The sequence below is a fragment of the Thermaerobacillus caldiproteolyticus genome, from assembly GCF_015326725.1.
Lineage (GTDB): Bacteria > Bacillota > Bacilli > Bacillales > Anoxybacillaceae > Thermaerobacillus > Thermaerobacillus caldiproteolyticus.
Window position 1 is genome coordinate 607,783 of record NZ_CP064060.1, and the last position, 14,467, is coordinate 622,249.

At 43.0% G+C, this 14,467-nt stretch carries 16 protein-coding genes; all 16 read left to right on the forward strand.

All coding sequences use genetic code 11. The features are described from left to right. The first annotated feature begins 5 nt into the window (after positions 1-5). Positions 6-950: an ACP S-malonyltransferase gene (gene fabD / locus ISX45_RS03205; RefSeq protein ID WP_181554962.1), complete on the forward strand. Its 945-nt coding sequence runs from the start codon at positions 6-8 to the stop codon at positions 948-950. Further along, entirely contained in the window at positions 950-1,690 is a 741-nt protein-coding gene (gene fabG / locus ISX45_RS03210; RefSeq protein WP_181554961.1) for a 3-oxoacyl-[acyl-carrier-protein] reductase, read from the forward strand. The genes fabD and fabG overlap by 1 nt, the downstream gene beginning before the upstream one ends. A gap of 78 nt (positions 1,691-1,768) precedes the next feature. Next, positions 1,769-2,002: an acyl carrier protein gene (locus tag ISX45_RS03215; RefSeq protein ID WP_194519956.1), complete on the forward strand. Its 234-nt coding sequence runs from the start codon at positions 1,769-1,771 to the stop codon at positions 2,000-2,002. Positions 2,003-2,332: 330 nt separating this feature from the next. Continuing rightward, the gene (gene rnc / locus ISX45_RS03220) at positions 2,333-3,076 is read left to right on the forward strand and encodes a ribonuclease III (RefSeq protein ID WP_194519957.1); all 744 of its coding nucleotides are present in this window, start codon (positions 2,333-2,335) and stop codon (positions 3,074-3,076) included. Between the two features lie 625 nt (positions 3,077-3,701). After that, the gene (smc, locus tag ISX45_RS03225) at positions 3,702-7,265 is read left to right on the forward strand and encodes a chromosome segregation protein SMC (protein ID WP_194519958.1); all 3,564 of its coding nucleotides are present in this window, start codon (positions 3,702-3,704) and stop codon (positions 7,263-7,265) included. 21 nt (positions 7,266-7,286) lie between these two features. Next, entirely contained in the window at positions 7,287-8,276 is a 990-nt protein-coding gene (gene ftsY / locus ISX45_RS03230) for a signal recognition particle-docking protein FtsY (protein ID WP_194519959.1), read from the forward strand. A gap of 129 nt (positions 8,277-8,405) precedes the next feature. Next, positions 8,406-8,738, forward strand: coding sequence for a putative DNA-binding protein (locus ISX45_RS03235; protein ID WP_181554956.1), 333 nt, complete (start codon positions 8,406-8,408; stop codon positions 8,736-8,738). Between the two features lie 13 nt (positions 8,739-8,751). Further along, the gene (gene ffh, locus ISX45_RS03240; RefSeq protein WP_194519960.1) at positions 8,752-10,092 is read left to right on the forward strand and encodes a signal recognition particle protein; all 1,341 of its coding nucleotides are present in this window, start codon (positions 8,752-8,754) and stop codon (positions 10,090-10,092) included. A gap of 93 nt (positions 10,093-10,185) precedes the next feature. After that, the gene (rpsP, locus tag ISX45_RS03245) at positions 10,186-10,458 is read left to right on the forward strand and encodes a 30S ribosomal protein S16 (RefSeq protein ID WP_181554954.1); all 273 of its coding nucleotides are present in this window, start codon (positions 10,186-10,188) and stop codon (positions 10,456-10,458) included. 14 nt (positions 10,459-10,472) lie between these two features. Beyond that, positions 10,473-10,718: a KH domain-containing protein gene (locus tag ISX45_RS03250; RefSeq protein WP_181554953.1), complete on the forward strand. Its 246-nt coding sequence runs from the start codon at positions 10,473-10,475 to the stop codon at positions 10,716-10,718. Between the two features lie 49 nt (positions 10,719-10,767). Further along, the gene (locus ISX45_RS03255) at positions 10,768-11,154 is read left to right on the forward strand and encodes a YlqD family protein (RefSeq protein ID WP_194519961.1); all 387 of its coding nucleotides are present in this window, start codon (positions 10,768-10,770) and stop codon (positions 11,152-11,154) included. Between the two features lie 17 nt (positions 11,155-11,171). Further along, positions 11,172-11,690, forward strand: a complete 519-nt coding sequence (gene rimM, locus ISX45_RS03260; protein ID WP_181554951.1) for a ribosome maturation factor RimM — start codon at positions 11,172-11,174, stop codon at positions 11,688-11,690. Further along, on the forward strand, positions 11,690-12,424 hold the full coding sequence (gene trmD / locus ISX45_RS03265) for a tRNA (guanosine(37)-N1)-methyltransferase TrmD (RefSeq protein WP_181554950.1): 735 nt from the start codon (positions 11,690-11,692) through the stop codon (positions 12,422-12,424). The genes rimM and trmD overlap by 1 nt, the downstream gene beginning before the upstream one ends. A gap of 138 nt (positions 12,425-12,562) precedes the next feature. After that, on the forward strand, positions 12,563-12,910 hold the full coding sequence (rplS, locus tag ISX45_RS03270; protein ID WP_181554949.1) for a 50S ribosomal protein L19: 348 nt from the start codon (positions 12,563-12,565) through the stop codon (positions 12,908-12,910). Positions 12,911-13,008: 98 nt separating this feature from the next. Next, positions 13,009-13,560, forward strand: a complete 552-nt coding sequence (gene lepB, locus ISX45_RS03275; protein ID WP_306465159.1) for a signal peptidase I — start codon at positions 13,009-13,011, stop codon at positions 13,558-13,560. Between the two features lie 18 nt (positions 13,561-13,578). Next, a complete protein-coding gene (gene ylqF, locus ISX45_RS03280) occupies positions 13,579-14,436 on the forward strand; it encodes a ribosome biogenesis GTPase YlqF (RefSeq protein ID WP_181554948.1) in 858 nt (285 codons plus the stop codon). Positions 14,437-14,467: the final 31 nt, after the last annotated feature.

Below are 14,467 nucleotides of genomic sequence, written 5' to 3' on the forward strand. Positions count from 1 at the left end.
AAACTATGGGGAAAATCGCATTTATTTTTCCGGGCCAAGGTTCACAAACGGTTGGAATGGGAAAAGAATTGGCGGAAAAAGATGAAAAAGTAGCCGCAATTTTTCAAGAGGCAGATGAGCGGCTTGGCTTTTCGCTTTCTTCGCTCATTTTCGAAGGTCCACAGCAGACACTGACATTGACGTACAATGCGCAACCGGCTTTGCTTACTACGAGCATCGCGTTGCTTGAAAAAGTAAAGGAAGCTGGGATTGTTGCGGATTATGTCGCTGGGCATAGTTTAGGAGAGTATACAGCCCTTGTGGCAGCAGGAGCGCTTTCATTTCGTGATGCGGTATACGCGGTGCGAAAGCGTGGAGAGTTTATGGAAGAAGCGGTACCGGCAGGCGAAGGAACGATGGCAGCTGTGTTAGGAATGGACGCAGAAAAATTAGAAGCGATTACGAACGAAGTATCTCAGCAAGGAACTCCTGTTCAGCTGGCCAACTTAAACTGCCCGGGGCAAATTGTCATTTCCGGCTCGAAAGAAGGAGTGGAAAAAGCGTCACAGCTTGCAAAAGAAAATGGTGCTAAGCGCGTCATTCCACTTGAGGTAAGCGGTCCGTTCCATTCTTCGCTCATGAAGCCAGCTGCTGGAAAATTACAAGATGTATTGGGCACAATCGCGATTGCTGATGCGACGATTCCGGTGATCGCGAATGTAACTGCAGAACCGATGGTTAAAAAGGAAGTAATTCAACAATTATTAATCGAACAGCTTTACTCTCCTGTTCGCTGGGAACAGTCTGTTGAAAAAATGATAGAATTAGGTGTTGACACATTTATCGAAATCGGGCCGGGGAAAGTGTTATCAGGACTTGTCAAAAAAATCAATCGGGATGTTCATGTTTACGCCGTGAACGATTTCTCTTCATTAGAAGCGACTGTTCAGGCGTTGAAGGAGGAATCATGATGCTAGAAGGAAAAGTAGCCCTTGTCACAGGGGCATCGCGAGGAATTGGCCGCGCTATTGCCTTAGAGTTAGCGCACCAAGGAGCGAAAGTAGCGGTAAACTACGCGGGTAGTGAAGCAAAGGCGAATGAAGTTGTTGCAGAAATTGTGAACATGGGTGGTGAAGCGTTCGCGATTCAAGCGGACGTATCGAACGCCGAGGCGGTTGACCGAATGGTAAAAGAAGTGCTTGACCGCTTTGAACGTCTTGATATTTTAGTGAACAATGCCGGTGTGACACGCGATAATTTATTGATGCGCATGAAAGAAGAAGAATGGGATGAAGTGATTAACACTAACTTAAAAGGGGTATTCAACTGTACGAAAGCTGTGACGCGACCAATGATGAAGCAGCGGTACGGACGTATCGTCAATGTTGCTTCGGTCGTTGGAGTAATTGGAAATGCTGGACAGGCGAACTATGTCGCAGCCAAAGCAGGTGTCATCGGGTTAACGAAAACGGCTGCAAAAGAGCTAGCGAGCCGCAATATTACCGTCAATGCCATTGCACCTGGATTTATTACAACCGATATGACGGATCGTCTCAGCGAAGACATTCGCACAGAAATGCTTAAACAAATTCCGCTTGCTCGCTTTGGTGAACCAGAAGATATTGCGAAAGTAGTCGCTTTCCTAGTATCTGATGCAGCCAACTACATGACAGGGCAGACCCTCCACGTTGACGGCGGAATGGTCATGTAACTGCACCTTGAAAAATTTCTATCATTCGCTAGTATTTTGTCATGAAATTTACTATAATCATGAGAGGAGGTGAATACGATGGCAGACGTGTTAGAGCGCGTAACGAAAATCATCGTTGACCGTTTAGGTGTTGAAGAATCTCAAGTGACACTTGAAGCTTCTTTCAAAGATGATTTAGGAGCCGATTCATTAGATGTAGTGGAACTCGTAATGGAATTGGAAGACGAGTTTAATATGGAAATTTCCGATGAAGAAGCTGAAAAAATTGTCACAGTAGGAGATGCTGTGAACTACATAAAAAGCCGTATGTAAAGATCTATAGATAGAAAAGTCCCGTTATCAAAACGGGGCTTTCTATGCTTTTTATTATATAATAAATGCAGATTCATTTTCCAACATATACAAATTATTTCGATTGTTTTTCCACCGAACTTATGTCGGTTTTTCAATTTGGACTTATATAGCAAGAAAGTTCCTGATTGTAAATAAAACGTAAGAGATTCAATAGGATTCTGATAGAGTAAGGAACGAGTAAACGGACATAATGAATGATAGACGCATCGCTTTTTCTGTTTGTAGCGGTCGTTTTCCATTGAGTGCAGGATTATTTTTAAGATGGAACGAAGTCGGAGGTTCTTATTTATGTCGAGACAGAGAGACAAAGAACAGCGAATAAGCGAAAAAAGACGGTCCCAATTTAAGCAGTTGCAAGAAAACATTGGCATATTTTTTACAAATGAAAAGCTCCTCGTCCAAGCGTTTACCCATTCATCGTATGTGAATGAGCATCGCAAACGACCGCATGAAGATAATGAGCGTCTTGAATTTTTAGGAGATGCCGTATTAGAGTTAACCATTTCGCAATATCTTTTCAAAAAATTTCCCCATATGAGTGAAGGAGAATTAACGAAACTGCGAGCTGCGATTGTCTGTGAACCGTCCCTTGTGAAATTTGCGAATGCCCTGTCTTTTGGTGAGCTTGTTTTGCTCGGAAAAGGGGAAGAATTAACGGGTGGGCGGACAAGACCCGCACTTTTAGCAGATGTGTTCGAAGCGTTTATCGGTGCTCTTTATCTAGATCAAGGAATGGATGCGGTCATTCGGTTTTTGGAACAAACGATTTTTCCAAAAATTAATGAAGGTGCTTTTTCTCATGTGATGGATTATAAAAGTCAGCTACAGGAGCTTGTCCAGCGCGATGGTAGCGGTGTCATCGAATACAAAATTTTGCAAGAAAAAGGTCCTGCTCACAATAAGGAATTTGTTTCCTGTGTTTCGTTAAACGGGAAAGAGCTTGGGATTGGTGTCGGTAAATCGAAAAAAGAAGCAGAACAACAAGCTGCGCAAATGGCATTGCAAAAGTTAAAATCGGTGATGGAAGAATAAGAAAAGCGCTAGCGCCTTAATTTCGCCTAAAAACGGCTCGCGTTCTGTAGGCAAACGGCGAAATGTCGCTATTCTAGAGCTCCGCGACGGCCAATGTTCTTCGTCCGTAGAAGTGCTTACAATATACTTATACTTTGAGGGGAAGGTTATTTGGCCCAAGAGAGCTAGACAAAACGACGGAAGAAGGTTATTTTTCAAACGCTGTGCTTGTGATGACTCGGCGCATGTCAACGAAAAAGTTGATTCAAGCAGTAGACACGTTGTGAGCCGAGCTAGACCAAAAAAGGAAGTAAGATATCAATTCTGATTATGATAGAAAATAGGCGGTTTACCTATCCGCGATGCATCGGGATAGGGCGATCGCTCAAGCTAGACAATCAAGAAAAGCGGAAGTGCTGCGTTCAGCCTTCGAAGCCCGAATGTCCTTTGAAAGAGGGGATTGGGCGCAAGAGAACTAGCCGTCGTAGGCATCATCTTGTCTTTTCAAAATTCTCATATTCCAAGAAGGAAAGGGCTGGCTCACCGAAACATAGTCAGCCCTTCTTTCCTACTCTATGTTTGCGCATGCAGTTATGTTACAATAAGGAAGATTTTATATGATGAAAGATAGTGAGGCGGAGTACGAATGTTCCTCAAACGGTTAGATATTATCGGATTTAAATCGTTTGCTGATCGCGTGTCGATCGAATTTGTTCCCGGAGTAACAGCAGTCGTCGGTCCAAATGGAAGCGGAAAAAGCAATATTACCGATGCGATTCGCTGGGTGTTAGGAGAACAGTCAGCAAAATCACTCCGTGGAGCAAAAATGGAGGATATTATTTTTGCGGGGAGCGATTCGCGCAAACCATTAAATATCGCTGAAGTCACGTTAACCCTTGATAATGAAGATCAATTTTTGCCTCTTGACTATCAGGAAGTAAGCATTACAAGGCGCGTCTATCGTTCCGGAGAAAGCGAATTCTTTATTAATCAACAGCCTTGTCGTCTAAAAGATATCATTGATTTATTTATGGACTCTGGATTAGGAAAAGAAGCATTTTCGATCATTGGTCAAGGACGCGTCGAAGAAATATTAAGCAGCAAACCGGAAGAGCGGCGCACGATTTTTGAAGAGGCTGCCGGGGTGTTAAAATATAAAATCCGCAAGAAAAAGGCGGAGAATAAGCTTGCGGAGACACAAGAAAACTTGAATCGTGTGAGCGATATTTTGCACGAGTTAGAGCAGCAATTAGAGCCATTAAAAATGCAAGCTTCCATTGCGAAAGACTATTTAGAAAAACGCGACGAACTAGAAACGTTTGAAGTTGCGCTTACTGTCTATGAAATTGAGGAATTGCATAAGCAATGGACAGCTCTACATGAACAGCTAACCGAGCACCAGCAGAAAGAGATGGAGCTGTCGACGACATTGCAAAAGGAAGAGGCGCACATTGAACAACTTCGCGATCAAATTACAGCGCTGGATGAATCCATTGATGGATTACAACAAGTGTTGCTTGTGGCTAGTGAAGAATTAGAAAAACTCGAAGGCAGAAAAGAAGTACTAAAAGAAAGAAAGAAAAATGCTGCCCAATATAAAAAACAGCTCGAAGAAACAATCGCTTCTCTTTCGGAAAAAAAAGAGCGATTATTACAGATGTTCGAGCAAGAAAAAGAGCAGCTTGCCCATATAAAGAAGGAAATCGCTTCTATACAAGCGGAGCTAAAAGAAAAGCAAACGTCTCTTTCATCTTATGACATCAATGTTGAAGAAAAAATCGAACAATTAAAAAGTGATTATATTGAACTAGTCCATGAGCAAGCCTCGCTCAAAAATGAGCGCTCTCATTTACGTGCCTTGTTGGAAAAATTGCAGGCAAAGCAAGCGACACTGGCCGAGGCAAATCGAAAATATTTGGAAGATCGGGAGCGCATGCAGGAGCAATACACGAAGCTAGATGGCAAGCGCAAGCAAATCGAGCAAACGCTGCAGGAGCATGAAACGTTATTACAAGAAAAAACTGCTCATTTAGCTAATACAAAGGCGGAGCTCGAAAAGAAGGAAGCAATGCTGTATCAAGCGTACCAATATTTACAGCAAACAAAATCGCGCAAAGAAATGCTTGAAGAGATGCAGCAAGATTACGCTGGATTTTTCCAAGGTGTAAAAGAAATTTTAAAAGCGCGTGAGCAGTTTCCAGGCATTCACGGTGCGGTTGTCGAATTAATTCAAGTGCCAAGCCAATACGAGACAGCTCTAGAAATTGCGTTAGGCGGTGCGATGCAGCACATCGTCGTGGCAAATGAAGAAGTGGCGCGTGCGGCCATTCACTATTTAAAAAAGCACGCCTATGGGCGGGCGACATTTTTGCCAATGAACGTCATGCAACCAAAATCGGTGACCGCAGAACAACGTTCCCTTATTCAAAATCATCCGGCATTTGTCGGTGTCGCGAGCGAGTTGATTGCATATGATCCTGTCTATCGCGCAGTCATATCCAACTTACTCGGCAACGTCATTGTGACAACGGATTTAAAAGGGGCGAATGAACTGGCCCGCTTGTTACATTATCGCTACCGTCTTGTGACGCTCGAAGGCGATGTCGTCAATCCTGGCGGTGCGATGACGGGCGGGGGAGTGGCGAAAAAAGCGAACTCGCTTCTAAGCCGAAACCGTGAGCTGGAAACAATAGCGTCGAAACTGCAAGAAATGGAACAAAAAACTGAGCAGCTTGAGAGATATGTCCAAACGAAAAAGAAAGACATCCAGCAAGAAGAAAAAGCGCTGTCTGAGCTTCGGCAACAAGCCGAACAATGGCGACTTGCTCTTCAAGAAGTAAAAAGCGAATTACGCGAAGTGGAATTGCAAGAAAAAAATATGAACGAACGTCTAGCGCTTTATGACCATGAAAAAGCGCATGATGAACAAGAGGCAAAAGAAATCAGGGAAAAGCTGACCGTCATCGAGCAGCAATTGCATGATCTGGAGAACAAGCTGAAAGAAATCGATGACCACATTCAAACATTAACAGTTCAAAAACAAGATGAACAAAGCTCTAAAGAAGCGTTGCAAGCAGTCATTACAGAGCAGAAAATTGCCCTTGCCCAAAAGCAGCAGCTACTAAAAAACGTCGAAGAGAAAATCGAGCGGCTTTCGCTTGAACAGTCAGAAACGGAAAAACAGCTTCAAACAGCAAAAGAAGACTTATCTTCTCTTATCGAGGAAATGAACTCAAACGATTCCGGCGAGGAGCAGCTTGAGCAATTACGGCAAAAAAAATTGCAAGACAAAAACGAAACGATTGAACTCATTGCAAGCCGCCGCGAGCAACGATTAGAATATCAGGCAAAACTGGAACACTTTGAGCGCGAATTGAAAGAGAAAAAACGGCAGTACAAACAATTGGTCGATATCGTCAAAGACGAAGAAGTAAAGCTCAATCGCCTCGATGTGGAACTAGAAAACTTGCTTTCCCGCCTTCGTGAGGAGTATATGTTAACGTTTGAAGCAGCAAAAGAAAAATATCCGCTGACAATGGACGTGAACGAAGCGCGCAAAAAAGTAAAGCTCATTAAGCGGGCGATTGACGAATTAGGAACTGTCAACTTAGGAGCAATTGATGAATACGAACGCGTGTCGGAACGCTATCAATTTTTAACGGAACAAAAAAGCGACTTACAGCAAGCAAAAGAGACATTACACCAAGTCATCGATGAGATGGATCAAGAAATGAAAAAACGCTTCCTTTCGACGTTTCAACAAATTCGTTCCCATTTTGGCGAAGTATTTCAACAGCTGTTTGGCGGGGGACGTGCTGATTTGCAGCTGACGGACCCGAACGATTTACTCGAAACCGGCATTGAGATCGTTGCTCAGCCTCCGGGGAAAAAGCTGCAAAACTTAAGCTTGCTTTCCGGCGGTGAACGAGCCTTAACAGCGATTGCGTTGCTGTTTTCGATTTTAAAAGTGCGCCCGGTGCCATTTTGCGTATTGGATGAAGTCGAAGCGGCGCTGGATGAAGCAAACGTTTACCGCTATGCCCAATACTTAAAGAGGTTCAGTGATCAAACTCAATTTATTGTCATCACCCACCGCAAGGGAACGATGGAAGAAGCTGACGTGCTCTATGGTGTAACGATGCAAGAGTCAGGTGTGTCGAAGCTAGTGTCCGTTCGTTTAGAAGATTCCAAGCAACTTGTAAAGTCTTAATTTGGAAAGGATGGCATGAATATGAGCTTTTTTAAAAAATTAAAAGAGAAAATCACAAAACAGGCGGATTCGGTAACGGAAAAGTTTAAGCAAGGCCTTTCAAAAACGCGCGATTCATTTGCCGGGCGGGTCAACGATTTAATTGCCCGTTACCGAAAAGTCGACGAAGAGTTTTTTGAAGAGCTGGAAGAAATTTTAATCGCTGCCGATGTTGGTGTAACGACGGTAATGGAACTCATTGACGAGCTGAAAATGGAAGTGAAGCGCCGCAATATTCAAGATCCGAAAGAAATGCAAGCGGTGATTTCTGAGAAGCTTGTCGATATTTACCGCGGTGACGATGACAATTTAGCGACATTAAATATTCAAGAAAACGGGTTAACGGTCATTCTATTTGTTGGCGTCAATGGAGTTGGCAAAACGACGACCATTGGAAAGCTAGCCCACAAGCTTAAATCAGAAGGAAAAACAGTGATGCTTGCTGCGGGAGATACATTCCGTGCTGGCGCCATTGAACAGCTAGAAGTATGGGGAGAACGCGTCGGGGCAGAAGTCATTAAACAATCTGCTGGCTCCGACCCAGCAGCGGTCATGTACGACGCGATTCAAGCAGCGAAAGCGCGCCATGTGGACGTTCTATTATGCGATACAGCGGGCCGTTTACAAAATAAAGTTAACTTGATGAAAGAGCTAGAAAAAGTGAAGCGCGTCATCGAACGTGAAATCCCTGGTGCGCCGCATGAAGTATTGCTCGTCTTAGATGCGACGACAGGCCAGAATGCGATGAGCCAAGCGAAAATTTTTAAAGAAGCTACGAACGTCACCGGCATCGTCCTAACGAAGCTCGATGGCACCGCAAAAGGGGGCATCGTCCTTGCGATTCGCAACGAGCTGAACATTCCGGTAAAATTGGTTGGCCTTGGTGAAAAAATGGATGACTTGCAAGAATTTGACCCTGAACAATATGTGTATGGGTTGTTTGCCGACTTGCTAGAAGAACCACAACCATAACAAAAAAATCGGGTAGAGAAGCACTACCCGATTTTTTTTGTAAAGAAAAAAACTTGACATAATTATCTAAAAGCAGTACACTAATCCTTGTGTAAAGGCATTTCACTTAACAAGCAAGGAGGGAGTTTTATGCTTGAAAAAACAACGAGAATGAACTATTTGTACGACTTTTATCAATCGTTGTTAACGCCAAAACAGCGAAGCTATATGTCGCTCTATTATTTAGACGATTACTCCCTCGGTGAAATTGCAGAAGAATACGAAGTCAGTCGTCAAGCCGTCTATGATAATATAAAACGAACGGAAGCAATGCTTGAGGAGTATGAAGAAAAGCTGCTATTGTTTCAAAAATTTCAAAAGAGACAGCAATTCATTAAGCGGCTAAAAGAGCTCGCTTTAAAAAAATACGCCAATGATCAGGAGTTACTCGAAACGATTGAGGCGTTAGAGAAATTGGAATAGGAGGCGGGAATCGATGGCGTTTGAAGGATTAGCCGACCGTCTGCAAAGCGTCATGAACAAAATTCGCGGCAAAGGCAAAGTGACGGAAGCCGATGTCAAAGACATGATGCGCGAAGTGCGGCTCGCGTTATTAGAAGCGGATGTGAATTTTAAAGTCGTCAAAGACTTTGTCAAGCGTGTAAGCGAACGGGCTGTCGGTCAGGAAGTGTTAAAAAGCTTAACACCGGGCCAGCAAGTCATTAAAGTCGTCAAAGAAGAATTAACGGCACTCATGGGCGGGGAACAAAGTAAAATTGCTGTGGCTACCCGTCCGCCAACCGTCATTATGATGGTCGGTCTGCAAGGTGCCGGAAAAACGACAACAACAGGAAAATTAGCCAACTTATTGCGCAAAAAGTACAATCGAAAACCGCTTTTAGTTGCCGCTGATATTTATCGTCCAGCAGCAATTCAGCAGCTCGAGACGCTCGGAAAGCAGCTGAATATGTCGGTATTTTCATTGGGCGATCAAGTAAGCCCAGTGGAAATTGCCAAGCAAGCGATTGCGAAGGCGAAGGAAGAGCATCATGACTACGTACTCATTGACACAGCGGGGCGTCTCCATATTGATGAAGCGTTAATGGATGAGCTCAAGCAAATCAAAGAAGTCACCAAGCCAGATGAAATTTTCCTTGTCGTCGATGCGATGACCGGTCAAGACGCGGTTAATGTCGCCCAAAGTTTTAATGAACAACTCGGTTTGACCGGGATCATTTTAACGAAATTAGACGGCGATACGCGCGGCGGAGCAGCATTATCGATTAAAGCGGTCACTAATACGCCGATTAAATTTGTCGGTATGGGTGAAAAATTAGACGCGCTCGAACCGTTCCATCCTGAGCGCATGGCATCACGCATTTTAGGAATGGGGGATGTGCTTACGCTCATTGAAAAAGCACAAGCCGCCGTTGATGAAGAAAAAGCGAAAGAGCTTGAACAAAAAATGCGTACGATGTCGTTTACCCTTGATGATTTCTTGGAACAGCTCGGTCAAGTCCGAAAAATGGGACCGCTTGATGAAATTTTGAAGATGCTCCCTGGGGCCAATAAAATGAAAGGCTTAAACAACATCCAAATCGACGAAAAACAAATTAGCCATGTCGAAGCGATTATTCGCTCGATGACGAAAGAAGAAAAGATGAATCCTGAAATTATTAACGCTAGTCGCAAAAAGCGAATTGCGAAAGGGAGCGGTACGTCTGTTCAGGAAGTCAATCGCTTATTAAAGCAATTTGACGAAATGAAAAAAATGATGAAAATGATGACAACGATGACCAAAGGAAAGAAAAAAGGGTTTAGATTCCCGTTTATGTAGGCAATAATGTGTTAAGAAAAAACACTTTACAAACTAGTGGATTATTGCTAATATACTATCTTGTGTGAAATATTTACGGAGGTGCTGAAAAAAATGGCAGTAAAAATTCGTTTAAAACGTATGGGTGCGAAAAAATCACCTTTCTATCGTATCGTTGTAGCAGATTCTCGTTCTCCACGTGATGGTCGTTTCATTGAAACTATCGGTACGTACAATCCGCTTACAGAGCCAGCAGAAATTAAAATTAATGAAGAATTAGCATTAAAATGGTTGCAAAATGGTGCAAAACCGTCTGATACTGTTCGTAGCTTATTCTCAAAACAAGGCATTTTAGAGAAATTCCATAACTTAAAATACGGCAAATAATGCTTGTGATGTAAATGAAAGAGTTAAAAGAGTTAGTTGAGACGATCGTACAATCGCTTGTGGATCATCCGGAAGAGGTTGTCGTGACAGAAACGTTGGATGAACATACAATCACCTACGTATTATCGGTACACGACGAAGACGTAGGGAAGGTTATCGGAAAGCAAGGCCGCACGATTCACGCCATTCGGACCGTTGTGCATGCTGCTGCATCACAACAACCAAAACGTGTTATCGTGCACGTAAAAGATAAAGGGTGAGGACAAATCCTCCCCTTTTTTATATATCGGTTCCATGAGGAGTGGCGATATGAAAATTATTCAAACCGTTGAAGTAAAACAAATCGTAACGGAAAAAAGCAAACAGGTATTGCAGGAAACGTTCATGGCCAGAAAACAACAACTTCAACGAGAATGTGATCAACTCCGTTTTGAACAAAAGCGGCTTGAAAAAACAAGCAAACATTCACCGAACCTTCTTAAACAGTATTTTACAAAAGAAATTGACGCAAGACTTGAGAAAATCAAACTTCTTGATTTTCAATTGGAACAATTACATATCCTACCGTTAGGCAGCGAATTGAAAGAACGAGACGTACAAGCGTTGATCGAAGTGAACGTAGGTGACCGTTGGGAAGACATCACAGCAAAGCGCGCGATTATTATCGAAGATGGAATCGTCAAAGAAATTCGCTAAAAAGGGGTGAAGAACGGATGGAAAAATGGTTTAATGTTGGAAAAATTGTTAATACGCACGGCATTCGCGGAGAAGTGCGCGTTATTTCACGAACCGACTTTGCCGAGGAGCGGTATAAAAAAGGGAATACACTCTATATTTTTATGGAAAATGCACCTCAACCAATCGAAGTGACAGTAAAAAGCCATCGTGTTCATAAATCCTTTGACTTGCTAGCCTTTGAAGGATACGACAATATTAACCTTGTCGAAAAATTCAAAGGGGCGCTTTTGAAAGTGCCGGAAAGCCAGCTTGGTGAGCTAGAAGAAGGGGAATATTATTTCCACCAAATCATCGGCTGTACAGTCGTCACTGAAGGCGGAGAAACGATTGGAACTGTGAAGGAAATCTTAACACCTGGCGCAAACGATGTATGGGTTGTCAAAGGAAACAATGGAAAAGAAATTCTCATTCCATACATTGCCGATGTCGTTATTGATGTGAACGTCAAAGAAAAAACAATTACGATTCGTCCGATGGAAGGGCTGCTTGAATAATGAGAATTGATATATTGACATTATTCCCTAACATGTTCACAGGCGTGTTCAATGAATCCATTCTAAAAAAAGCGCAAGAAAAACAAGCCGTTTCAATTAACGTTATCAATTTTCGCGATTTCGCTGACAATAAACACAAAACGGTCGATGATTATCCGTACGGCGGCGGAGCAGGCATGGTGTTAAAGCCGCAGCCGATTTTTGATGCTGTCGCTCAAGTAACGAAACATTCCGAGCGTCCTCGGATCATTTTGCTTTGTCCCCAAGGTGAGCGTTACACGCAAAAAAAAGCGGAAGAGCTCGCCAAAGAGGAACATTTAGTTCTCATTTGCGGACATTACGAAGGATATGATGAACGCATTCGCGAACATTTAGTAACCGATGAAATTTCCATCGGCGATTATGTGTTGACAGGCGGAGAATTAGGAGCGATGGTCATAGTCGACAGTGTTGTTCGCCTGTTGCCGGGCGTGCTTGGCAATGAAGCTTCTCCACTACATGATTCATACAGCTCCGGTTTGCTTGAGCATCCTCATTACACGCGGCCTGCAGATTTTCGCGGCATGAAGGTACCGGAAGTTCTTTTATCGGGAAATCATCGCCTCATTGAAGAATGGCGTGCAAAACAATCGTTGCGGCGAACGTTTTTACGGAGACCTGACCTTCTTGAAAACTGTGAGTTGACAGAGAAACAGAAGCAATGGCTCGAAGAATTCAAAAAAGAACAACGGTAACTATTGCATACGATACAGGTTTATGCTAGTATAGTTTTTGTGTGACTTAAGTCGTGTACTTAAGTTGGGAAAACGGTGTTCCGCTGCAATGATGAAGAAAGCATTGTCATGAACATCTGTTGGAAGGAGTGGAATATGATGCATCATTTAATTCAAGAAATCACGAAAGAACAATTGCGAACAGACTTACCAGAGTTTCGTCCTGGCGACACTGTACGTGTTCACGTAAAAGTTATCGAAGGAAACCGTGAGCGCATTCAAGTGTTTGAAGGTGTTGTCATTAAGCGTCGCGGCGCTGGAATCAGCGAAACATTTACCGTTCGCAAGGTTTCTTACGGTGTAGGTGTAGAGCGCACATTCCCAGTGCATACACCGAAAATTGCGAAGTTAGAAGTTGTTCGCCGCGGTAAAGTACGTCGTGCGAAACTTTACTACTTACGTCAACTTCGCGGTAAAGCTGCACGTATTAAAGAAATCATTCGTTAATCAGCAAAAGGAGCTTGATCACCAAGCTCCTTTTTTCTCATCTCAAATCATTCATTTTATGTCATAATAGTGGTAAAAAGAGATTAGGTGGGAGAACAATGATGAAGAAAAAAAATGAAACATGGGAATGGGTAAAAGCGATTGTTATTGCCGTTTTATTAGCAGGCGGCATCCGTTACTTTATTTTTGCTCCAATTATTGTTGATGGATTGTCGATGATGCCAACTCTTCATAACCATGATCGCATGATTGTCAATAAGCTTTCTTATAAAATCGGTGCTCCGCAGCGCTTTGACATCATTGTGTTTCATGCCGAAGAAGGAAAAGATTATATTAAGCGAGTTATTGGATTGCCTGGTGATCATATCGAATATAAAAATGACACACTGTACATTAACGGCAAACCGTATGAAGAGCCGTATTTAGATGAATACAAAAAACAGGTCATTGATGGTCCGTTAACTGAACCGTTTACATTGGAAGAACTCACCGGACGAAAAACAGTACCTAAAGGCTATCTCTTTGTCATGGGAGATAATCGCCGCTTTAGCAAAGATAGCCGCCATATCGGCTTTATCCCTATGGACAAAGTCGTTGGAAAGGCAAATGTTGTGTACTGGCCGCTTTCTGATGCTCGCATTATTAAATAAACATGTTCATGAATGTAGGTGGCAGCAATGACAATTCAATGGTTTCCAGGCCATATGGCCAAAGCAAAACGGGAAGTACAGGAAAAATTAAAGCTTATCGATATTGTGTTTGAACTGTTGGATGCGCGCATCCCTCTTTCATCGAGAAATCCGATGATTGACGAAATCCTTGCGAATAAACCGCGCATCGTGTTGCTAAATAAAGCCGATATGGCTGATGAGGCAATTACAAAACAATGGATTTCTTTTTTTGAAGAGCAACACTTGCGCGCGTTAGCCATCGATTCACAAGCGGGAACGGGCGTCAAGCAAATCGTTACAGCAGCCAAAGAGATGTTAAAAGATAAGTTTGCCAAAATGGCAGCGAAAGGAATTAAAAACCCTCGCCCGATGCGCGCTCTCATTGTTGGTATTCCAAATGTTGGAAAGTCGACATTAATTAATCGCCTTGCGGGCAAGCATATCGCCAAAACAGGAGACAAGCCTGGAGTGACAAAAGCACAACAATGGATTAAAGTTGGCAAAGAAATGGAACTTCTCGATACTCCGGGAATTTTATGGCCGAAATTTGAAGATGAAGAAGTCGGCCTCAAGTTGGCGACAACGGGAGCGATTAAAGATACGATTTTAAATTTGCAAGATGTCGCTGTGTATGCGTTAAACTTTTTAAAACAACATTATCCTGAACGGCTAAAAGAGCGGTATTCGCTTGACGGCATTCCTGAAGATATCGTCAAGCTGTTTGATGAAATAGGTAGACGCCGTGGTTGCCTTATGAGCGGCGGTGCCATTGACTATGATAAAGTCGCTGAGCTTGTTCTCAGAGAAATTCGTACGGAAAAACTCGGACGACTCAGCTTTGAAAAACCAGAGTGATAGGATAAAGCCCGTTTCCTTATACGGGCTT

Excerpts from the sequence above, each read along its gene's own strand:
- fabD (WP_181554962.1), top strand. The coding sequence starts at position 6 with ATGGGGAAAATCGCATTTATTTTTCCGGGCCAAGGTTCACAAACGGTT.
- fabG (WP_181554961.1), top strand. The coding sequence starts at position 950 with ATGCTAGAAGGAAAAGTAGCCCTTGTCACAGGGGCATCGCGAGGAATT.
- ISX45_RS03215 (WP_194519956.1), top strand. The coding sequence starts at position 1,769 with ATGGCAGACGTGTTAGAGCGCGTAACGAAAATCATCGTTGACCGTTTA.
- rnc (WP_194519957.1), top strand. The coding sequence starts at position 2,333 with ATGTCGAGACAGAGAGACAAAGAACAGCGAATAAGCGAAAAAAGACGG.
- smc (WP_194519958.1), top strand. The coding sequence starts at position 3,702 with ATGTTCCTCAAACGGTTAGATATTATCGGATTTAAATCGTTTGCTGAT.
- ftsY (WP_194519959.1), top strand. The coding sequence starts at position 7,287 with ATGAGCTTTTTTAAAAAATTAAAAGAGAAAATCACAAAACAGGCGGAT.
- ISX45_RS03235 (WP_181554956.1), top strand. The coding sequence starts at position 8,406 with ATGCTTGAAAAAACAACGAGAATGAACTATTTGTACGACTTTTATCAA.
- ffh (WP_194519960.1), top strand. The coding sequence starts at position 8,752 with ATGGCGTTTGAAGGATTAGCCGACCGTCTGCAAAGCGTCATGAACAAA.
- rpsP (WP_181554954.1), top strand. The coding sequence starts at position 10,186 with ATGGCAGTAAAAATTCGTTTAAAACGTATGGGTGCGAAAAAATCACCT.
- ISX45_RS03250 (WP_181554953.1), top strand. The coding sequence starts at position 10,473 with ATGAAAGAGTTAAAAGAGTTAGTTGAGACGATCGTACAATCGCTTGTG.
- ISX45_RS03255 (WP_194519961.1), top strand. The coding sequence starts at position 10,768 with ATGAAAATTATTCAAACCGTTGAAGTAAAACAAATCGTAACGGAAAAA.
- rimM (WP_181554951.1), top strand. The coding sequence starts at position 11,172 with ATGGAAAAATGGTTTAATGTTGGAAAAATTGTTAATACGCACGGCATT.
- trmD (WP_181554950.1), top strand. The coding sequence starts at position 11,690 with ATGAGAATTGATATATTGACATTATTCCCTAACATGTTCACAGGCGTG.
- rplS (WP_181554949.1), top strand. The coding sequence starts at position 12,563 with ATGCATCATTTAATTCAAGAAATCACGAAAGAACAATTGCGAACAGAC.
- lepB (WP_306465159.1), top strand. The coding sequence starts at position 13,009 with ATGATGAAGAAAAAAAATGAAACATGGGAATGGGTAAAAGCGATTGTT.